Below are 17,473 nucleotides of genomic sequence, written 5' to 3' on the forward strand. Positions count from 1 at the left end.
CTCAGCGGTGCAGGGCCGCGACGGCCTCCGCGAGTGCGCGGGGGACGTCCGGGACCAGCGTGTGCCGTCCGTCGCGCACGAGGTGGCGCCCTGCGACCACGGTGTGGCGCACATCGGCCGCGGAGGCGGCGAATACGGCCGCTTCGGCTGCCAGCCGGGGCACCGGTCCCGCCGTTCTGACGGAGTCCATGGCCACGGTGACCAGATCGGCGGGGGCGCCCGGTTCGAGGACGCCCGCGTCGGGCCGGCCGAGGGCGGCGTGGCCGTCGGCGGTGGCGGCGCGCAGCAGGGCGGCGGCGGTCCAGTGGCCGCGGGCCCGGGTGCGCAGGCGCTCGTTCAGCTCCATCGCGCGGGCCTCCTCGAAGAGGTCGATCACGGCGTGGCTGTCGCTGCCCAGCGAGAGCGGGGAGCCCGCGTCCTGGAGGGCGGCGGCGGGGCCGATGCCGTCGGCGAGGTCCCGTTCGGTCGTGGGGCACATGCAGGTGCCGGTGCCGTGGGAGCCGACGAGCGCGATGTCCTCGGGGGTGAGATGCGTGTTGTGGACGCCGGTGGTGCGCGGTCCGAGAACCCCGTGGTCGGCGAGGAGCCGGGCGGGGGTGCGGCCGTGGACGGCGAGGCAGGCCTCGTTCTCCGCGGTCTGCTCGGAGAGGTGGACGTGGAGCGGGGCCTGCCGTTCCTCCGCCCAGGCGGCGACGGTGGCGAGCTGGTCGGCGGGGACGGCCCGCACGGAGTGCACGGCGGCGCCGATCAGCGTGTGGTCGTCGCCCTTGAGCAGCGAGGCGCGCTCCGCCCAGGCCTCGGCGGTTCCGTCGGAGAAGCGCCGCTGGTGCGGGTCGGGTTCGAGCGGGGCGGAGGGCCGGGGGCCGAAGCCGGCGGAGAGATAGGCGGTGTCGAGCAGGGTGATGCGGATGCCGGCCGCGCGGGCGGCGGCGATCAGCGCCTCGCCCATGGCGTTCGGGTTGTCGTAGGGGGTGCCGCCCGGCGCGTGGTGCAGATAGTGGAATTCGCCGACGGCGGTGATGCCCGCCAGCGCCATCTCCGCGTACACCGCGCGGGCCAGGTCGTAGTACGTGTCGGGGGTGAGCCGGGACGCGATCCGGTACATGGTCTCGCGCCAGGTCCAGAAGGTTCCGGAGCCGACCTGGACGGTGGAGCGCAGGGCGCGGTGGAAGGCGTGCGAGTGGGTGTTGGCGAGGCCCGGCAGGGTGAGGCCGCGCAGCGCGGTGGCGCCGGGCGGCGGTGTGGTGACCCCGGTGCGCACGCCGGCGATCCGTCCGCCGGCCACCTCCAGGAGGACGTCCGGTTCGGCGTGGGTGCCGAGCCAGGCCTGGGAGAGCCAGTACGTCTCGGTGACGGGTCCTGCCGTCGGGTGGGTCGTCAGCGGCACGCGAGACCTTCCAGTACGTCGGCGAGTGCGGTGACCCCGGCGGCGCAGTCGTCCTCGTCGGCGTGCTCGGCCGGCGAGTGCGAGATTCCGGTGGGGTTCCGTACGAACAGCATGGCGGTGGGGACCGAGGCGGACAAAATACCCGCGTCGTGTCCGGCGCCGGTGCCGAGGACGGGGATGTCGTGCCCGGTGTCCCGGTCGGCGGAGCCCTTGAGGAGGGCGCCGATCTCGTCCCGCAGCGCGTGCCCGAAGGCGATCTCGGGCGTGAAGGACTCGCGTACGACGTCGAGGTCGACGCCGGTCCGCGCGGCGTGCTCCCGGGCGGCCTGCTCGATCCCGGCGACGACGGTGTCCAAGGTGTCCCGGTCGGCGGCGCGGGAGTCGAGCCAGCCGCGCACGAGGGAGGGGATGGCGTTGACGCCGTTGGGTTCGACGGCGACCTTGCCGAAGGTGGCGACGGCCCCGGCCAGCTCGGCCTCCCGGCGGGCGGCGAGCACGGTCTCGGCGTACGTGAGCATGGGGTCGCGGCGGTCGGCCAGACGGGTGGTGCCCGCGTGGTTGGCCTCGCCCCGGAAGTCGAACCGCCAGCGTCCGTGGGGCCAGATCGCCGAGGCGATGCCGACCGGGTCGCCGGTGAGGTCGAGGGCGCGCCCCTGCTCGACGTGGAGTTCGACGAACGCGCCGATGCGGGCGAGCCGTTCGGGGTCCGGGCCGAGGGCGCCGGGGTCGTGTCCGGCGGCCTCCATGGCCTGCGGCAGGGTGATGCCGTCGGCGTCGCGCAGCCGGTGGGCGGCCTCGACAGTCAGCTGCCCGGCGGCCAGCCGGGACCCGACGCAGGCGAGACCGAAGCGGGCCCCCTCCTCGTCGCCGAAGTTGGTGATGGCCAGCGGCCGGACGAACTCCGCTCCCCTGCGGCGGAGTTCGTCCAGCGCGGCGAAGGAGGACACCACGCCGAGCGGTCCGTCGAAGGCACCGCCGTCGGGCACGGAGTCCAGATGCGAGCCGGTGACGACGGCGCCGGCGGCCAGCGGGTCGCCGAGCCAGGCCCACTGGTTGCCGTTGCGGTCGGTCTCCACGGCGAGTCCGCGGGCCTCGGCCTGCGCCCGGAACCACGCCCGGCAGTCGGTGTCGGCGGCGGTCCAGGCGTAGCGCCGGTAGCCGCCGCTGTCCTCGTTCCGGCCGAGGGGGGCCAGCTCCCGCCACATCTCCTGGAAGGAGGCGGGGGCGTACGGGGCGGGCGGCGCCCCGCCGTCCGCCCGTTCGGTGCGCGTCACGCCGTGCCCTCCGCCGTCCGGTCCCCGTCCTCCGTCATGGGGACGCGGACGCCCCGGTCGGCGGCGACGGACTCCGCGATGTCGTAGCCGGCGTCGACGTGCCGGATGACGCCCATGCCGGGGTCGTTGGTCAGGACCCGGCGGATCTTCTCGCCGGCGAGCTCGGTGCCGTCGGCGACCGTCACCTGTCCGGCGTGGATCGAGCGGCCCATGCCGACGCCGCCGCCGTGGTGGAGGGAGACCCAGGAGGCGCCGGAGGCGACGTTGACCATGGCGTTGAGCAGCGGCCAGTCGGCGATCGCGTCGGAGCCGTCGAGCATGGCCTCGGTCTCGCGGTACGGGGAGGCGACGGAGCCGCAGTCCAGGTGGTCGCGGCCGATCGCCAGCGGGGCGGCCAGTTCGCCGCTCGCCACCATGTCGTTGAAGCGCTCGCCGGCCCGGTCGCGTTCGCCGTAGCCGAGCCAGCAGATGCGGGCGGGCAGGCCCTGGAAGTGGACGCGCTCGCCGGCCATCCGGATCCAGCGGTGCAGGGACTCGTTCTCCGGGAAGAGGTCGAGGATCGCCTTGTCCGTCCTGTGGATGTCCGAGGCCTCGCCGGACAGGGCGGCCCAGCGGAAGGGGCCCTTGCCCTCGCAGAACAGGGGCCGGATGTAGGCGGGCACGAAGCCGGGGAAGTCGAAGGCGCGCGCGTAGCCGGCGAGCCGCGCCTCGCCGCGGATGGAGTTGCCGTAGTCGAAGACCTCGGCGCCGGCGTCCATGAAGCCGACCATCGCCTCGACGTGCCGGGCCATGGACTCGCGGGCGCGCTGGGTGAAGTCGGCGGGCTTCTCGGCCGCGTAGGAGGCCATGTCGTCGAAGTCGACGCCGACGGGGAGGTAGGCCAGCGGGTCGTGGGCGCTGGTCTGGTCGGTGACGATGTCGACCGGGGCGCCCTCGGCGAGCATCCGGGGCAGCAGATCGGCCGCGTTGCCGAGCAGGCCGATGGAGAGGGGGCGGCGGGCGTCGCGGGCCTCGACGGCGAGCTGGAGGGCGTGTTCGAGGCTGTCGGCCTTCACGTCCAGGTAGCGGTGCTCGATGCGGCGGTCGATGGCGCGCGGGTCGCAGTCGATGCAGAGGGCGACGCCGTCGTTCATCGTCACGGCGAGCGGCTGGGCGCCGCCCATGCCGCCGAGCCCGGCGGTGAGCGTGATGGTGCCGGCCAGGGTGCCGCCGAACTTCTTCGCGGCGACGGCGGCGAAGGTCTCGTAGGTGCCCTGGAGGATGCCCTGGGTCCCGATGTAGATCCAGGAACCGGCGGTCATCTGGCCGTACATGGTGAGGCCGAGCGCCTCCAGGCGGCGGAACTCCTCCCAGTTCGCCCAGTCGCCGACCAGGTTGGAGTTGGCGATGAGCACCCGGGGCGCCCACTCGTGGGTCTGCATGACGCCGACGGGCCGGCCGGACTGCACGAGCATCGTCTCGTCCTGCTTGAGCGTGCGCAGCGTGCGGACCATGGCGTCGAAGGAGCGCCAGTCGCGGGCGGCCTTGCCCGTGCCGCCGTAGACGACGAGCTTGTCGGGGTGTTCGGCGACCTCGGGGTCGAGGTTGTTCTGCAGCATCCGCAGCGCGGCTTCCTGCTGCCATCCCAGGGCGCTCAGTTCCGTACCGCGCGGTGCCCGTACGGGGCGGGGTCCTGACATGGCGGTGCCTCCTCGCGACTGTGAATTCCGTATTCACATCTTGAGTGGATGAATAGATCCAGTCAACAGGGCGGGGCGGACGGTCTCGCGCGCGCTGCCGGCGGCACAGGGTGGGGCATTCTCCCCGAGCTCGCGCATGTACCGATGGAAAATGCCAGAAGCCCCACCAGGAGTGAGCACGTTGCGTAACCTCGGGCTCACAGCCGCACGCAGCGTCGGAGGGGAGTCGGCGTGCCCGGAATCGACGAGTGCCTGCTCGATGTCATGAGACTGCCCGGTGCCCGTGGCGCCGCCGTGGTCGACTGGACGAGCGGTCTCGCCCTCGGCACCATCGGTGAGGCGCCCAACGGCGATCACGAGGCCACCGCCGCGGAGACCGCGGAGGTGGCGCGGATGGCGGCCGAGCAGCCCGCCTTCGCCCTCGGCTCGTCCGACACGGCGGACCGCGGTTCATCCGGCACGGCGGACGCCCCGCAGGACACGGCGGCCCCGCACGCGGCCCCTCCCGTCGAGGACGTCATCGTCACCGCCCGGTCCGGCTACCACATCCTCCGTTTCGTCGAGACGGACTTCGACAGCAGCGTCTTCCTCCACCTCTGGCTGGACCGCGCGGAAGGCAATCTGGCCCTCGCCCGCATCCGGCTCGGCGAGATGGCCGAGCGGCTGGTCCTGGCGTGAGAGCGACCTCCCCCGCCCCGGCCGGTGTCCTCTCGCCGATGCTCCAGCGCCTCGCCGCCGAACGCGCCACCGGCGCCCTGATGCGCGACCGCGGCACCCTCTATCTGGCCGAGGGCCAGGTCGTGCACGCCGAGTCCCCGGCCACCCCCGGCATCGACGTCCTGCTCACCCGCGGCGGCGCGCTGCGCCGCGAGGGCTGGTGGGACGCGGTCGCCGAGGCCGGTGCCGGACAGCGGGTCGGCCGCCATCTCGTGGACAGCGGCCGGGTGCCGGGCGGCGCGCTGGAACTGTGCCATCTGGGCGCGCTGTACGACGCGGCGTTCTTCGCCCTCGCCCCGACCAGGACCCCGGCCCGCTTCCGCTACGGGGTCGCCCACTGGATCGGGCCGGTGCGCCCCGTCCCCGTGGAGGCCGTGCAGCGCGAGACGCTCCGGCGGCGGGAGCTGCTGGAGCGCATCTGGCCGGAGGCGGTCACCGACAGCGCCCCGCTGACCCGGACGGGGCTGCCGGCCGACGCCCCCGTGCCGCCCCGTCAGCGCCGGGTCCTGGAGCGCGTGGACGGCGTGCGCACGGCGACGGACATCGCCCAGGAGCTGGGCAGGTCCGCGTTCCACATCCTGGTGGACCTGCGCCGGCTCGCGGCGGCCGGGCTCGTCGCCGCCGTACCGGAGCCCGCCGGCCCGTACGCCTCCGGCCGGGTCGCGCTCCCCGAGGTCACGGCCGACCCCGACATCGCTCTGCTGCGCCGGCTCCGAGACGCATTGGAGGCCCTGTGATACGCGCGCTCAGACAGCGTGCCGGGAGGAGACAGCTGATGGTGCCCGAGGCCGAAGTGCAGGACGTACTGGCCGAACTCCAGCGGTTACGGGCCCGCGTCCCGCTCCTCTCCGGCGCCCTGGCGGCCAGTGCCGACGGTCTCGTGCTGGCGCACGACACCCCGGGCGTGGAGGCGGAGGGCGTCGCCGCGCTCACCGCGGCCGCGCTCGGCGTCGCGGTCCGGATGACGGACGCGACCGGCCGCGGCGGCTTCCGCGAACTGCTCGTCCGCGGCGAGTCCGGCTACATCGCGACGTACGCGGCGGGTTCCCAGGCCGTCCTGACCCTGCTCGCCGAGGACCGCATCAACGTCGGCCGGCTCCATCTGGAGGGCCGCAGATCGGGTGTCCGGATCGGCGCCCTCGTCGACGCCGCGCTGGACGGCCCCCCGCGGCCCGCCGCCGGGCCGCGCGCCCCGCTGCCGCCCCGTACCGCCCCCCAGCAGCCCGGCGTCCTGCCGCACCGGCCGACATGACCCCCGCACACCCCCCGCAGCCCTCCGGCACGCCCCAGAAACGGAACCGGTCCTCCCGACCGGTCAGGGAAAGGAAACGAGCAAGCATGGCGAACACCGAAGCGTCATTGAAGGAAGCGATGTCGTCCATCGAGGGCACCACCGGTGTCGCCCTCGTCGACTACACGAGCGGCATGGCGCTGGGCACCCTCGGCGGCGGCAAGGACTTCAACCTGGAGGTCGCCGCCGCCGGCAACACCGATGTCGTCCGGGCCAAGCTGCGCACCATGGAGCATCTGGGCATCAAGGACGAAATCGAGGACATCCTGATCACCCTGGGCACCCAGTACCACCTGATCCGGCTCCTCAAGTCCCGCGGCAACAACGGCCTGTTCCTCTACCTGGTGCTGGACGGCAGCCGGGCCAACCTGGCCATGGCCCGCCACCAGCTGAAGAAGATCGAGGCGGATCTGGAGGTCTGAGCCCCGGTCAGCGGGAACGCCGCGCCCCGCCCGGCGCGGCGTCCCCCGCCACCGGCCCGGTCGTCCGGTAGCCGCCGACCTGCTTCCCGGCGGGGCGGCCGCGCCGCACCCAGTCCGTGCGGACCCAGTACAGGACGTCCTCGCGGTGCTCCAGGCGGCCGATCCGCACGGCCTTGACCCAGAGGCCGGCACCGGCCCCGGCGAGCAGCATCCCGGCCGCCGCCGGTACCGCGAAGGAACTGGCCACCGCCGCGAGGAAGGCCCCGAGCAGCCACCAGCGGTGGCCCCGGCGCCAGAACCGTACGGTCACGGCCCGGTCCTGGAGGACGTCGTTGCGGCCGGCCCGGGTCGCGCCCCGGACGAGTCCGGCGTACCGCCCGCCGCGCGCGAAGGCGACGACGGCGAGCGCGATCAGGAACAGCGCCGCCCCGGACAGCAGTCCGATGCGCCGTCCGGTGACCCCGGGCACCAGGGCCCCGATGCCCGCGGCGACCAGGCCCGGCCACCACAGGGGCGCCGCCCCGGCCCTCACGACCACGGCCACTCTCGCCAACGACTGCGCTCCGCGCCCCACGTCCGTACCCCTCTCCCGCCGGGATGTCCGCTCGATCCGTGCGCGCAGGGTAGGGGCCGTACATGAGCGGCGTCTGAGAATCCGCCGGACGGGAGGGGCCGCCGGGCGGGTCACTCGACGAACAGCCCCCGCGCCGCCGCCGTCGCGTCGAACTCCTCCAGCCGCGCCTGCGCGTCCGGCAGGTCGTCGCACATGGCCTCCAGGAGCACCCGCCCGAGCAGCATCGGCGCGCAGGCGGTGTCGAAGGCGAGGCCCGTGCCGACGGCGGCCGGGATCAGCAGATCGCTGTGGGCGGCCACGGGGGCGAACGCCGAATCGGCCACGGAGACCGTGGTGAGCCCCTGTCCGCGTGCGTGGGCGAGGGCGTCGACGACCTCGCGCGGGTGGCGGGGCAGGGCGAAGCAGATCAGGGCGGTGGCCCCGGCCCGCCGGGCCGCGTCGATCCGGTCGTGCAGCATGCTGCCGCCCTCGTCGAGCACCCGGACGTCGGGGTGCACCTTGGCCGCGAAGTAGCCGAAGCCGCGGGCCTGCGAGGAGGCGGCGCGCAGTCCGAGGACGAGGAGCGGGCGGGAGGCGGCGAGCAGCCGGCCGGCCCGTTCGACGGGTCCGGGGTCGGCGAGCAGATCGGCGAGATGACGCAGGTTCTCGATCTCGCCGAGCACGGCCTGCTGGTACTCGTTGACGGCGTCGGCGCCGTCCTGGCCCGGGTCCTCGGCCGGACCGGCCGGGGCGTACTCGCGCAGGTGTCGGCGGAGCGCCGGGTAGCCGTCGAAGCCGAGGGCGACGGCGAAGCGGGTGACGGAGGGCTGGCTGACCCCGGCCAGCTCGGCCAGCTCGACGCTGGACAGGAAGGGGGCGTCCCCGGCCCGGCGCACCATGGAGTGGGCGATGCGCCGCTGGGTGGGCGTGAGCCGGCGCCCCTCGAACAGCTGCTGCAACCGCGCTCCCGCGCTGCTCGCGCTCATCCTGTCCCCTCGCTGGATCCCGGGGCCGAGGACCGGCACCGCCGGATCCATTCAGCCAGCCGGCCGTCTGCATGTCCATATGCAGCCGGGCGGACCCGGGCCCCGCGTACGCCTCCAGGCCCCCCGGAAACCGGGGGGTTAGCCCCACTGACGCGGCCTCCCCCGCTTCGTACCGTGGTCGGTATGGACGCACCCGACACCGAGCTCAAGAAGGAGCTCAACGCCACCCTCCGGGCCCGCGGGGAGCTGGGGGACGAGTACGAGTCCGCGCTCGTCGACTCCTTCCTGGAGAAGGTCGAGCAGCGGCTCGACACCACGCTCGACCGCCGGGTCCGGCGCCATCTCGCGGAGCAGCGGGTCGCCGTGGCCCGTGGGGCGCGCGCCCCGGAACCGCCGCTGGGCCACTTCGGCGAGCGCTACGGGCTGGCGATCATCTCGCTGGTCCTGGCCATCCCGCTGACCGCCATCGCCGTGGTGAACGCGGGGATCGGCGGGCTGCTCGTCGTCTGGTTCGGCATCGTCGGCGTGAACGCCTTCCAGGCGGCCGGCCACGGCGGGCTGTTCCGGAACCGGGAGCGGCGGCGGCCGACGTCCGACTGGGAGGACTGAGCCCCAAAGGCCCGGGAGGCGGCACGGCCTAGGGCCTGCCGGGTCGGCAGGACGGCCAGTTGGCGCGGGTTGATGGGGCGGGCCCGGCCGGTGGTACCCGGACGGGGGCTCCGGCCGGGAGGGCGGCGAGGGCAGCGCCGGGGGTTCGCGCGCGTAGAGGTGGCGCGGGGACCGCCGCACCCCCGGTTTCCCAGGGGGCGGGACGACGGCGGTCCCCGCGAGGGACGCGGTCCGGGTCAGGGCCGGTCGCGCGTCCGGGCGACGGTGGAGGTCCGGGAGCCGCTCCGTAGTCCGGTGTCGCCGTATCGGTGCCGGCGGTTTCTCCCCCGCCGACATCCACCACAGTGCCCGAGCCGTGTTAAGCGGGTGCTGCGCGGACGTGTCGCGCTCGTACCGTTTCCGGAAAGACCGCCGTCACGGGGACGGGACGGCCCCGCCCCCGTGACGCCGGACGGCTCCTACGCGCCCTCCTTGGCCGTGTCCTTGGCGAGGAAGGCCAGCAGGTCCTGGCGGCTGACGACGCCCTTGGGCCTGCCCTCGACCAGGACGATCGCCGCGTCGGCCGCGCCCGTGCCGCCGAGGACCGCCATCAGGTCCTCGACCGGTTCGCCGGAGCCGACCTGCGGCAGCGGCGGGGACATGTGCTTCTCCAGGGGGTCGGAGAGCGAGGCGCGCTGGGCGAAGAGCGCGTTGAGCAGTTCGCGTTCGACGACGGAGCCGATGACCTCGGCGGCCATCACGTCCGGGTGGCCCGCGCCGGGCTTCACGATCGGCATCTGGGAGACGCCGTACTCGCGCAGCACGTCGATGGCCTCGCCGACGGTCTCCTCCGGGTGCATGTGGACCAGGGTGGGGATGGGCCCCTCCTTGTGGTTCAGCACGTCCGCGACCCGGGCCGAGGGGCCGGTGTCCTCCAGGAAGCCGTAGTCGGCCATCCACTCGTCGTTGAAGATCTTCGAGAGGTAGCCGCGCCCGCTGTCCGGGAGGAGGACGACGACCACGTCGTCGGGCCCGAGCCTCTTGGCGACCTCCAGGGCGCCCACGACCGCCATGCCGCAGGAGCCGCCGACGAGCAGGCCCTCCTCCTTGGCGAGGCGCCGGGTCATCTGGAAGGAGTCCTTGTCGGACACGGCGACGATCTCGTCGGTGACCGTGCGGTCGTACGCCGTCGGCCAGAAGTCCTCGCCGACGCCCTCGACCAGATACGGGCGGCCGGAGCCGCCGGAGTAGACGGAGCCCTCCGGGTCGGCGCCGATCACCTGGACCGCGCCGTCGCTGACGTCCTTCAGATAGCGGCCGGTGCCGCTGATGGTGCCGCCGGTGCCGACGCCCGCGACGAAGTGGGTGATCCGCCCCTCCGTCTGCTCCCACAGCTCCGGACCGGTGGTCTCGTAGTGGGAGCGGGGGTTGTTCGGGTTCGAGTACTGGTCGGGCTTCCAGGCGCCGGGCGTCTCACGGACCAGCCGGTCGGAGACGTTGTAGTACGAGTCCGGGTGCTCCGGGTCGACCGCCGTGGGGCAGACGACGACCTCGGCGCCGTAGGCGCGCAGCACGTTGATCTTGTCCGTGGACACCTTGTCCGGGCAGACGAAGATGCACTTGTAGCCCTTCTGCTGCGCGACGATCGCCAGGCCGACGCCCGTGTTGCCGCTGGTGGGCTCGACGATCGTGCCGCCGGGCTTCAGCTCGCCGCTCTGCTCGGCGGCCTCGATCATGCGCAGGGCGATGCGGTCCTTGACCGATCCGCCGGGGTTGAAGTACTCGACCTTGGCCAGGACCGTCGCCTGGATGCCGGCCGTGACGCTGCGCAGCCTCACCAGCGGGGTATTGCCTACGAGACTGATCATCGAATCGTGGTATCGCACCGTGTCACTCCGGGGTCTCCGAGATGGTCCGGCCAGCGTATGCGCACCGGCACCGGATTGGGCGACGCGATTGAACGACGGTCGGTTGGGGGCAGGTAGCACTGTGTACGGCGGTACGGCGACGAGGAGGTGGACCGGACTGTGTCGAGAGCACGTGTGGCACGGCGGATCGCGGCGGGCGCGGCCTACGGCGGTGGCAGCATCGGGCTGCTGGGCGCCGCGGCGGCAGGCGTCCTGCTGGCGGAGGTCCAGCTGGCGAAGCGGCAGGTGGGCGGCGGTATCGCCCCGGTCCCGCCGAGCGCGGACGGGCGGTACGGGGTGGCGTTCGCCGGACCCGCGGAGCCGCTGCGCTTCGGACTCCTCGGGGACTCCACGGCGGCCGGGCAGGGGGTGCGGCGGGCCGGGCAGACCCCGGGGGCGCTGCTCGCCTCGGGGCTGGCGGCGGTGTCCGAGCGCCCGGTGGACCTGCGCAACGTGGCGCAGCCGGGGGCCCGCTCGGACGATCTGGAGCGGCAGGTCTCGCTGCTGCTGGCGGACCCGGCCCGCACCCCGGACGTCTGCGTGATCATGATCGGGGCGAACGATGTGACGCACCGGATGCCCGCGACCCAGTCGGTGCGCTGTCTGACGACGGCGGTGCGGCGGCTGCGCACGGCGGGCGCCGAGGTCGTCGTGGGCACCTGCCCGGACCTGGGCACGATCGAGCCGGTCTACCAGCCGCTGCGCTGGCTGGCCCGCCGGGCGAGCCGGCAGCTGGCGGCGGCGCAGACGATCGGTTCGGTGGAGCAGGGCGGCCGGACGGTGTCGCTGGGCGATCTGCTGGGCCCGGAGTTCGAGGCGAACCCCCGGGAGCTGTTCGGCCCGGACAACTACCACCCGTCGGCGGAGGGGTACGCGACCGCGTCGATGGCGGTGCTGCCGACGCTGTGCGCGGCGCTCGGGCTGTGGCCGGAGTCCGATCATCTGGACGGGGCACGGCGCGAGGACATGCTCCCGGTGGCCAAGGCGGCCTCGCAGGCGGCCGTGGAGGCCGGTACGGAGGTCACCGGGGCGCGGGCGCCGTGGGCGCTGCTCAAGCACCGCAGACGGCGGCGGCTGCCCACCGCCACGGAGCCGCACCCGCACCCGCACGAGGAGCCGCGGGAGGCGGAGGGCGGTTCGACGCGGGTGGAGCCGCGCCCGGGTCCCGGCAAGGACGCCTCGCCCCGGCACGCGTGAGGGGCCGGGGCCCGGCGGCCGACCGGGCCCCCGGGGCGAGGCGGACGGCCGGGGCCCGGGGCGTCCGGCACCGAACTGAGCGGTTGCTTAGAAAAGAGTCGGGCATCACATGCCGCGTCGGGTGACCTCGGCAGTACGTCCGGGTAACTTCCAGAGCAGTCCTGCCTGACAGCCTTCCAGCCCTCATGGAGCCGCGTGATGCCCGAAGCCGTGATCGTCTCTGCTGCCCGTTCGCCCATCGGCCGGGCCTTCAAGGGTTCGCTGAAGGACCTGCGGGCGGACGACCTGACCGCCACGATCATCCGGACCGCCCTGGACAAGGTCCCGGAGCTGGACCCCACGGACATCGACGACCTGATGCTCGGCTGCGGTCTGCCCGGCGGCGAGCAGGGCAACAACCTGGGCCGCATCATCGCCGTGCAGATGGGGATGGACCACCTGCCCGGCTGCACGGTCACCCGCTACTGCTCCTCGTCCCTCCAGACGAGCCGCATGGCGCTGCACGCGATCAAGGCGGGCGAGGGCGACGTCTTCATCTCGGCCGGTGTCGAGATGGTGTCCCGCTTCGTGAAGGGCAACTCCGACAGCCTGCCGGACACGCACAACCCGCTCTTCGCCGAGGCCGAGGCCCGTACCGCCGCCCGCGCCGAGGAGTCCGGCGCGAGCTGGCACGACCCGCGCGAGGACGGGCTGGTCCCGGACGCGTACATCGCGATGGGCCAGACCGCGGAGAACCTGGCGCGGCTCAAGGGCGTGACCCGCCAGGACATGGACGAGTTCGGCGTACGGTCGCAGAACCTCGCCGAGGAGGCCCTGAAGAACGGCTTCTGGGAGCGGGAGATCACCCCCGTCACGACCCCCGACGGCACGGTCGTCTCCAAGGACGACGGCCCGCGCGCGGGCGTGACGCTGGAGGGCGTGCAGGGCCTGAAGCCGGTCTTCCGCCCGGACGGCCTGGTCACCGCGGGCAACTGCTGCCCGCTCAACGACGGCGCCGCGGCCCTCGTGATCATGTCCGACACCAAGGCGCGCGAGCTGGGCCTGACCCCGCTGGCCCGGATCGTCTCCACCGGCGTCTCGGGCCTCTCCCCCGAGATCATGGGGTACGGACCGGTCGAGGCGAGCAAGCAGGCTCTGAAGCGGGCCGGGCTGACGATCGGCGACATCGACCTGGCCGAGATCAACGAGGCGTTCGCCGCCCAGGTCATCCCCTCCTACCGTGACCTCGGTCTGCCGCTGGAGAAGGTCAACGTCAACGGCGGCGCGATCGCCGTCGGCCACCCCTTCGGCATGACGGGCGCCCGGATCACCGGCACGCTGATCAACAGCCTCCAGTTCCACGACAAGCAGTTCGGCCTGGAGACCATGTGCGTCGGCGGCGGCCAGGGCATGGCGATGGTCATCGAGCGCCTGAGCTGAGCGAACGCCGCACGGAACGGGCCGGGGCCGCGCACCCGGCCGGCGTGGCCGGTTCCGAGCCCCGTCCGTGACCGAATCTCCCCCAGGATGTGACCTATCTCCTGGGGGAGAGCCATTTCCGCAGGTCACACCAGGAACAGGGGTAAACCCCAGGCACAAAGACCTGTCCAATTCGTGACGTAATGCACTGACACATGGTGCCGGTAGGGGACAAGCTGATGTAGGAAGTCGGGGGATCGATTGAAACCGGGAGTATGTCAGTGAGCGCCATGCCTCTTGCCCTGTTGCTGACCACCGCCGCTGCCACGGCCGTGGGCGCTGCCGCGCTGCACGCCGCTCACGGGCTGCGCCGCCAGGTGACCGCCCTCCGCCGGGAGCTGGCCGACGGCCGCGCCCGTACCGCTGCCGTACCCGCCCAGAACCGTCATGACACCACCGCGGCCTCCGCCGCCGAGATCCGCGCGGCCGTCGCCGAGGCGCTGGCCGAGGAGCGGGAGCGCGAGCTGGCCGAGGCCCGCGCGTTCTGGGCGACGCAGGAGGCGCGCGACGCGGCCGACGCCCCGTCCCTGCTGGGCGGGCTGGCCGGTCTCGGCGAGGACGCCCCGTTCTTCATGCCGCGCCAGAGCGATCTGGCCGGGCTGGACTCCCTGGACCTGGACGCCACCGAGGCGCTGGAGGAGCTGACGGAGCTGGCCGGGCTGACGGACCTGCCCGACATGGCCGATCTCCCGGAGACCGCCGAGTTCGCCGAGGACTCCCCCGAGCTGGCCGCCGCCCGCCGCCGCCACCCCTCGCACCCCGACTTCGTCCCGGTGCAGACGCCCGTCGTCACCGACCACGAGCGCACCGTGAACCGTCTGGAGGAGCTGGCCGACAGCCGGACCGAGCTGTCCGACGTCCGCCCCGGCCCGCTGGGCACGCTCGACGTGTACGTGTTCGCCGACGGCACCACGCTCTGTATGACCCCCGGCCACCGCGAGACGGCCGAGCAGTTGGCCGCGTCGCTGCGCGCCGGCGAGCACCCGGTGCTGCTGGGCGGCTCCGGCGTCTCCGGCGCCTACGCGCTGACCTTCTCCTGCGGCAAGGAGAACGTCTACATACTGGCCGACCGCGTCATAGCGAGCTTCTAGCCCGCGACGACCGGTCTCCGGCCCCTCCGGGGCACAGCGGCCCTCGCCGGCCGCCGCCGGGACACCGCGCGGCGCACCTGCGGACCGGCACCACGACCGCACCCGGACCCCCACACCAGCACCGGCACCGGCCCCGGCACCCGCCCCGGCTCAGGCGAACGCCCGCCCGGCCGCCTCCTCCACGTAGCGCACGGCCTCGTCCAGTTCCTCGGACGGGGCCGTTTCCAGTGCCACGGCCAGATCGCGTCCGGCGACGGCGAGCTGGTCGCCGACGGCGAAGATCCCGGCGTCCGGCATGATCCGGGGCTCCCGGCCGGGCTCCTCGGCCCGCTGGGCCCGCGCCGCCAGCTCCCGGGCCGCGGCCAGCCCCTCGGCGGCCGCTCCCCGCTGGAGCCTGCTCTGCGGGGCGGCGCGCAGCCGGTCGGCGAATCGGTCCACGGCGATGATCAGGGGCGTCGTATCGAGCACCCCGCGACCCTACGCGCCCGCACGCGCCCCGGGCCAACGCCCGCCGCCCCCGCCCGCACCTCCTCCGCGCACGACGACGGCCCGCGGGCTCCTGACGGAGCCCACGGGCCGTATGCGTCATGTCACGCGCCCGTGCGGCGCGCGGCCTCAGTCGTCGCCGCTGAGGATGGAGAGCAGGCGCAGCATCTCCAGGTAGATCCACACCAGGGTCATGGTGAGGCCGAAGGCCGCCAGCCAGGACTCCTCGCGCGGAGCGCCGTACGCGATGCCGTCCTCGACCTGCTTGAAGTCCATCGCCAGGAAGCAGGCGCCGAGGATGATGCCGATGACACCGAAGAGGATGCCGAGACCGCCGCTGCGGAAGCCCAGGCCGTCACCGCCGCCGAACACGGCGAACAGCAGGTTGACCACCATGAGGAGCATGAAGCCCATGGCGGCGGCCATCACGAAGCCGTAGAACCGGCGGGTGACGCGGATCCAGCGCATCTTGTACGCGAGCAGGACACCGGCGAAGACACACATGGTGCCCATCACCGCCTGCATCACGACGCCCGGTCCGATGTACGTGCTGACCGCGCTGGAGATGACGCCGAGGAAGACGCCCTCGAACGCCGCGTACGCCACGATCAGCGCCGGGACCGGGGTCCGCTTGAAGGACTGGACGAGCGACAGCACGAAGGCGATCAGCGCGGCGCCGATGGCGATGCCGTACGACTTGCCGAGGTTCGCCTCGTCGACGGGCAGCAGCGCCCACGCCAGGGCGGCACCGAGCACGACCGTGCCCAGCGTGATCGCCGTGCGCGTCACCACGTCGTCGATCGTCATCGCGCCGGTACGGGCCGGTGCGGGGGCGCCCGTCTGCGCGTACGGGTTGGTGGCGTACGGGTTCGGGGCGGTGCCCTGCGCGTACGGGTTGGCACCCGCTGCGGGGGCCCCGGCCTGCGGCGCCGTGTTGAAGCCCGCGTAACTGTTGTCGCGGCTGAAGCCCCGTCGCGAGAAGACCGGGTTGCTGCTCCTCATCTCACTCCTCCATGGCCACCCAGCGTGGCCTTCCCACAAGAGTAATGGGTAGGCAAAGCATTCTCCCTAGTGCCAGAGGAGGATCTTTCACGAACCCTCGGACGCCTCGGCCAGCCGCTCGAAGGTCTCGGTGAGCACCGCGCGGCGCTCCTCCTTGTACGCGGGGTCCGGGTCCAGGTCGTCGATGGTGCGCTCCCAGACGTCCAGGAAGGTCTTCTGCCAGGACCTGATCAGGGCGGGCGGCGGGAGGGTGACCCCGGCCCAGCCCTGCCGGTGCAGGAGGAGGAGCAGCTCCAGGTCGCAGGGGACGCCCACCCCGCCGTACTCGTCCGGTTCCAGCTCGACCGGGTCGCCGTTCATCGCCTCGGTGACCCCGGCCACCAGCCGGGAGACGAGTTCCCCGAGACGGTCGGCCGCCGTGTCGCTGTCGAAGTTGCCCGCGCCCCAGGTGCCCACTGTCCGCCTCCGTGTCCGTGTGCCGTCGTCCCGCCCATCACAGCAGGCGGCACTGACAACGGCGGGTCCGGACGGCCGCCGGGCTCAGTGGAACAGGTTCTGCGGGAAGTCCGTGAGGAAGACGAGCAGCACCACGCCCATGAGCAGCACCGAGACCGCCCCCTCCAGCAGGGCGGCGCGGGGGCTGCCCGCGAGGGTGGCCGTGCGGTGGGGGTCGGCGGGGTCGTAGCGGACGGTGACCCGGGCGCCCTCGACGTACCGCTTGTTCCCGCCGTCCTGGAACTCGACCCACTGGCCGTCCCGCGCGGTGAACGCGAAGACGTGCCAGGCCCGCCGGTCGCCCGAGGAGCCCGTGGCGGTCGTCCGCTCCTGCACCCGCACGCAGCGGGCCGGCGCGGTCACGCCGGAGCGTGCGCCGCGGACCTGCCGGACGGTCCGGCCCAGGGACCGGACCGCCACCGCGGCGACGACCCCGGCGATGACGAGCGAGGAGTCCATGGAGCACCTTCTAACCGTTGCGCAGCCTGTCGACGAGGAATCCCACCGCACACCCAACCACCAGGACGACCATCTGCACCAGGAAGGTGAGGACGGTGAGGTCCGCGCCCTGGGAGAGGAAGACCAGCAGCTGGAGCGCGACGGCCGGGGTGAAGGCCGCGAACCAGTGCCGCACCCGCGACTCCCGGGAGGCCCCCTGGTGGAGGGCGGCGGCGGCCCAGACGCCCAGCGCCACACAGGCCGCGGTCGGCAGGTGGAGGAGCAGGACGGTACGGACCGGGGAGTCCATCGTGGAGACGTCGTCGCCCGTGATGACGTCCCAGACGAGCACCGCGAGGGCGACCTCGGTCACCAGCGTCACCACGATGCCGCCGGCCCACGGCAGCATGAGGTTGAGGAACCGCGGCCGGTCGTCGCCGGTGGCGGACGCGGGGCCGTATCCGCGGTGGTGTACGTCGTATCGGGACATGGGGCCGCCTCT

General features: G+C 73.5%; 19 protein-coding genes. 8 read left to right on the forward strand and 11 right to left on the reverse strand.

Going from position 1 to position 17,473, the window contains the following annotated elements:
- Position 1: 1 nt before the first annotated feature.
- The 3 genes from ACFVDM_RS32725 to hutU form a co-directional block, all read right to left on the reverse strand.
- Positions 2-1,387, reverse strand: a complete 1,386-nt coding sequence (locus tag ACFVDM_RS32725; RefSeq protein WP_383648964.1) for a formimidoylglutamate deiminase — start codon at positions 1,385-1,387, stop codon at positions 2-4.
- Complete coding sequence (locus tag ACFVDM_RS32730) at positions 1,378-2,592, reverse strand: allantoate amidohydrolase (protein WP_383649168.1); 1,215 nt, start codon at positions 2,590-2,592, stop codon at positions 1,378-1,380. The genes ACFVDM_RS32725 and ACFVDM_RS32730 overlap by 10 nt, the downstream gene beginning before the upstream one ends.
- Before the next feature lie 65 nt (positions 2,593-2,657).
- The gene (hutU, locus tag ACFVDM_RS32735) at positions 2,658-4,340 is read right to left on the reverse strand and encodes a urocanate hydratase (protein WP_383648966.1); all 1,683 of its coding nucleotides are present in this window, start codon (positions 4,338-4,340) and stop codon (positions 2,658-2,660) included.
- Positions 4,341-4,571: 231 nt separating this feature from the next.
- Here hutU and ACFVDM_RS32740 point away from each other — a divergent pair, with 231 nt between their 5' ends.
- From ACFVDM_RS32740 to ACFVDM_RS32755, 4 genes are all read left to right on the forward strand, one after another.
- A complete protein-coding gene (locus ACFVDM_RS32740) occupies positions 4,572-5,018 on the forward strand; it encodes a hypothetical protein (protein ID WP_383648968.1) in 447 nt (148 codons plus the stop codon).
- Positions 5,019-5,056: 38 nt separating this feature from the next.
- Positions 5,057-5,794, forward strand: coding sequence for a transcriptional regulator (locus tag ACFVDM_RS32745; protein WP_383649172.1), 738 nt, complete (start codon positions 5,057-5,059; stop codon positions 5,792-5,794).
- Positions 5,795-5,832: 38 nt separating this feature from the next.
- Positions 5,833-6,309, forward strand: a complete 477-nt coding sequence (locus ACFVDM_RS32750; RefSeq protein WP_383648971.1) for a roadblock/LC7 domain-containing protein — start codon at positions 5,833-5,835, stop codon at positions 6,307-6,309.
- Positions 6,310-6,395: 86 nt separating this feature from the next.
- A complete protein-coding gene (locus tag ACFVDM_RS32755; protein ID WP_383648974.1) occupies positions 6,396-6,770 on the forward strand; it encodes a hypothetical protein in 375 nt (124 codons plus the stop codon).
- A gap of 7 nt (positions 6,771-6,777) precedes the next feature.
- Here ACFVDM_RS32755 and ACFVDM_RS32760 read toward each other — a convergent pair whose 3' ends face one another.
- Positions 6,778-7,314 (reverse strand): hypothetical protein, encoded by a 537-nt coding sequence (locus ACFVDM_RS32760; RefSeq protein WP_383649175.1) that lies wholly within the window; start codon positions 7,312-7,314, stop codon positions 6,778-6,780.
- Positions 7,315-7,454: 140 nt separating this feature from the next.
- Complete coding sequence (locus tag ACFVDM_RS32765) at positions 7,455-8,309, reverse strand: MurR/RpiR family transcriptional regulator (RefSeq protein WP_383648977.1); 855 nt, start codon at positions 8,307-8,309, stop codon at positions 7,455-7,457.
- Positions 8,310-8,492: 183 nt separating this feature from the next.
- On the opposite strand from ACFVDM_RS32765, the gene ACFVDM_RS32770 reads away from it, so the two are divergent.
- Positions 8,493-8,918 (forward strand): hypothetical protein, encoded by a 426-nt coding sequence (locus ACFVDM_RS32770; protein ID WP_383648980.1) that lies wholly within the window; start codon positions 8,493-8,495, stop codon positions 8,916-8,918.
- A gap of 458 nt (positions 8,919-9,376) precedes the next feature.
- Here ACFVDM_RS32770 and ACFVDM_RS32775 read toward each other — a convergent pair whose 3' ends face one another.
- A complete protein-coding gene (locus ACFVDM_RS32775) occupies positions 9,377-10,783 on the reverse strand; it encodes a cystathionine beta-synthase (protein WP_383648983.1) in 1,407 nt (468 codons plus the stop codon).
- 156 nt (positions 10,784-10,939) lie between these two features.
- On the opposite strand from ACFVDM_RS32775, the gene ACFVDM_RS32780 reads away from it, so the two are divergent.
- The 3 genes from ACFVDM_RS32780 (at position 10,940) to ACFVDM_RS32790 (ending at position 14,550) form a co-directional block, all read left to right on the forward strand.
- Positions 10,940-12,001, forward strand: a complete 1,062-nt coding sequence (locus ACFVDM_RS32780; RefSeq protein WP_383649178.1) for an SGNH/GDSL hydrolase family protein — start codon at positions 10,940-10,942, stop codon at positions 11,999-12,001.
- A 198-nt stretch (positions 12,002-12,199) separates the two neighbouring features.
- Positions 12,200-13,420, forward strand: coding sequence for an acetyl-CoA C-acetyltransferase (locus tag ACFVDM_RS32785; RefSeq protein ID WP_383648985.1), 1,221 nt, complete (start codon positions 12,200-12,202; stop codon positions 13,418-13,420).
- A gap of 254 nt (positions 13,421-13,674) precedes the next feature.
- Positions 13,675-14,550 (forward strand): hypothetical protein, encoded by an 876-nt coding sequence (locus ACFVDM_RS32790; protein WP_383648987.1) that lies wholly within the window; start codon positions 13,675-13,677, stop codon positions 14,548-14,550.
- Between the two features lie 150 nt (positions 14,551-14,700).
- On the opposite strand, the gene ACFVDM_RS32795 is transcribed toward ACFVDM_RS32790, so the two are convergent.
- The 5 genes from ACFVDM_RS32795 to ACFVDM_RS32815 all read right to left on the reverse strand — a co-directional run bounded on the left by ACFVDM_RS32795 (position 14,701) and on the right by ACFVDM_RS32815 (position 17,461).
- On the reverse strand, positions 14,701-15,018 hold the full coding sequence (locus ACFVDM_RS32795) for a hypothetical protein (RefSeq protein WP_383648990.1): 318 nt from the start codon (positions 15,016-15,018) through the stop codon (positions 14,701-14,703).
- A gap of 147 nt (positions 15,019-15,165) precedes the next feature.
- Positions 15,166-16,038, reverse strand: coding sequence for a Bax inhibitor-1/YccA family protein (locus tag ACFVDM_RS32800; protein ID WP_383648993.1), 873 nt, complete (start codon positions 16,036-16,038; stop codon positions 15,166-15,168).
- Between the two features lie 87 nt (positions 16,039-16,125).
- Positions 16,126-16,494 (reverse strand): DUF4259 domain-containing protein, encoded by a 369-nt coding sequence (locus tag ACFVDM_RS32805; protein WP_383648996.1) that lies wholly within the window; start codon positions 16,492-16,494, stop codon positions 16,126-16,128.
- Positions 16,495-16,578: 84 nt separating this feature from the next.
- Positions 16,579-16,992, reverse strand: a complete 414-nt coding sequence (locus tag ACFVDM_RS32810; protein WP_383648998.1) for a DUF3592 domain-containing protein — start codon at positions 16,990-16,992, stop codon at positions 16,579-16,581.
- Positions 16,993-17,002: 10 nt separating this feature from the next.
- Positions 17,003-17,461: a hypothetical protein gene (locus ACFVDM_RS32815; RefSeq protein ID WP_383649000.1), complete on the reverse strand. Its 459-nt coding sequence runs from the start codon at positions 17,459-17,461 to the stop codon at positions 17,003-17,005.
- Positions 17,462-17,473 lie beyond the last annotated feature (12 nt).

The organism is Streptomyces sp. NPDC057682 (assembly GCF_042799575.1).
In the GTDB taxonomy this organism is placed as follows: domain Bacteria; phylum Actinomycetota; class Actinomycetes; order Streptomycetales; family Streptomycetaceae; genus Streptomyces.

Bases quoted from the DNA above. Each gene is read 5' to 3' on its own strand.
- ACFVDM_RS32730 (WP_383649168.1), bottom strand. From the start codon at position 2,592: ATGTGGCGGGAGCTGGCCCCCCTCGGCCGGAACGAGGACAGCGGCGGC.
- hutU (WP_383648966.1), bottom strand. From the start codon at position 4,340: ATGTCAGGACCCCGCCCCGTACGGGCACCGCGCGGTACGGAACTGAGC.
- ACFVDM_RS32745 (WP_383649172.1), top strand. From the start codon at position 5,057: ATGCTCCAGCGCCTCGCCGCCGAACGCGCCACCGGCGCCCTGATGCGC.
- ACFVDM_RS32750 (WP_383648971.1), top strand. From the start codon at position 5,833: ATGGTGCCCGAGGCCGAAGTGCAGGACGTACTGGCCGAACTCCAGCGG.
- ACFVDM_RS32755 (WP_383648974.1), top strand. From the start codon at position 6,396: ATGGCGAACACCGAAGCGTCATTGAAGGAAGCGATGTCGTCCATCGAG.
- ACFVDM_RS32765 (WP_383648977.1), bottom strand. From the start codon at position 8,309: ATGAGCGCGAGCAGCGCGGGAGCGCGGTTGCAGCAGCTGTTCGAGGGG.
- ACFVDM_RS32770 (WP_383648980.1), top strand. From the start codon at position 8,493: ATGGACGCACCCGACACCGAGCTCAAGAAGGAGCTCAACGCCACCCTC.
- ACFVDM_RS32785 (WP_383648985.1), top strand. From the start codon at position 12,200: ATGCCCGAAGCCGTGATCGTCTCTGCTGCCCGTTCGCCCATCGGCCGG.
- ACFVDM_RS32790 (WP_383648987.1), top strand. From the start codon at position 13,675: ATGTCAGTGAGCGCCATGCCTCTTGCCCTGTTGCTGACCACCGCCGCT.
- ACFVDM_RS32800 (WP_383648993.1), bottom strand. From the start codon at position 16,038: ATGAGGAGCAGCAACCCGGTCTTCTCGCGACGGGGCTTCAGCCGCGAC.
- ACFVDM_RS32810 (WP_383648998.1), bottom strand. From the start codon at position 16,992: ATGGACTCCTCGCTCGTCATCGCCGGGGTCGTCGCCGCGGTGGCGGTC.
- ACFVDM_RS32815 (WP_383649000.1), bottom strand. From the start codon at position 17,461: ATGTCCCGATACGACGTACACCACCGCGGATACGGCCCCGCGTCCGCC.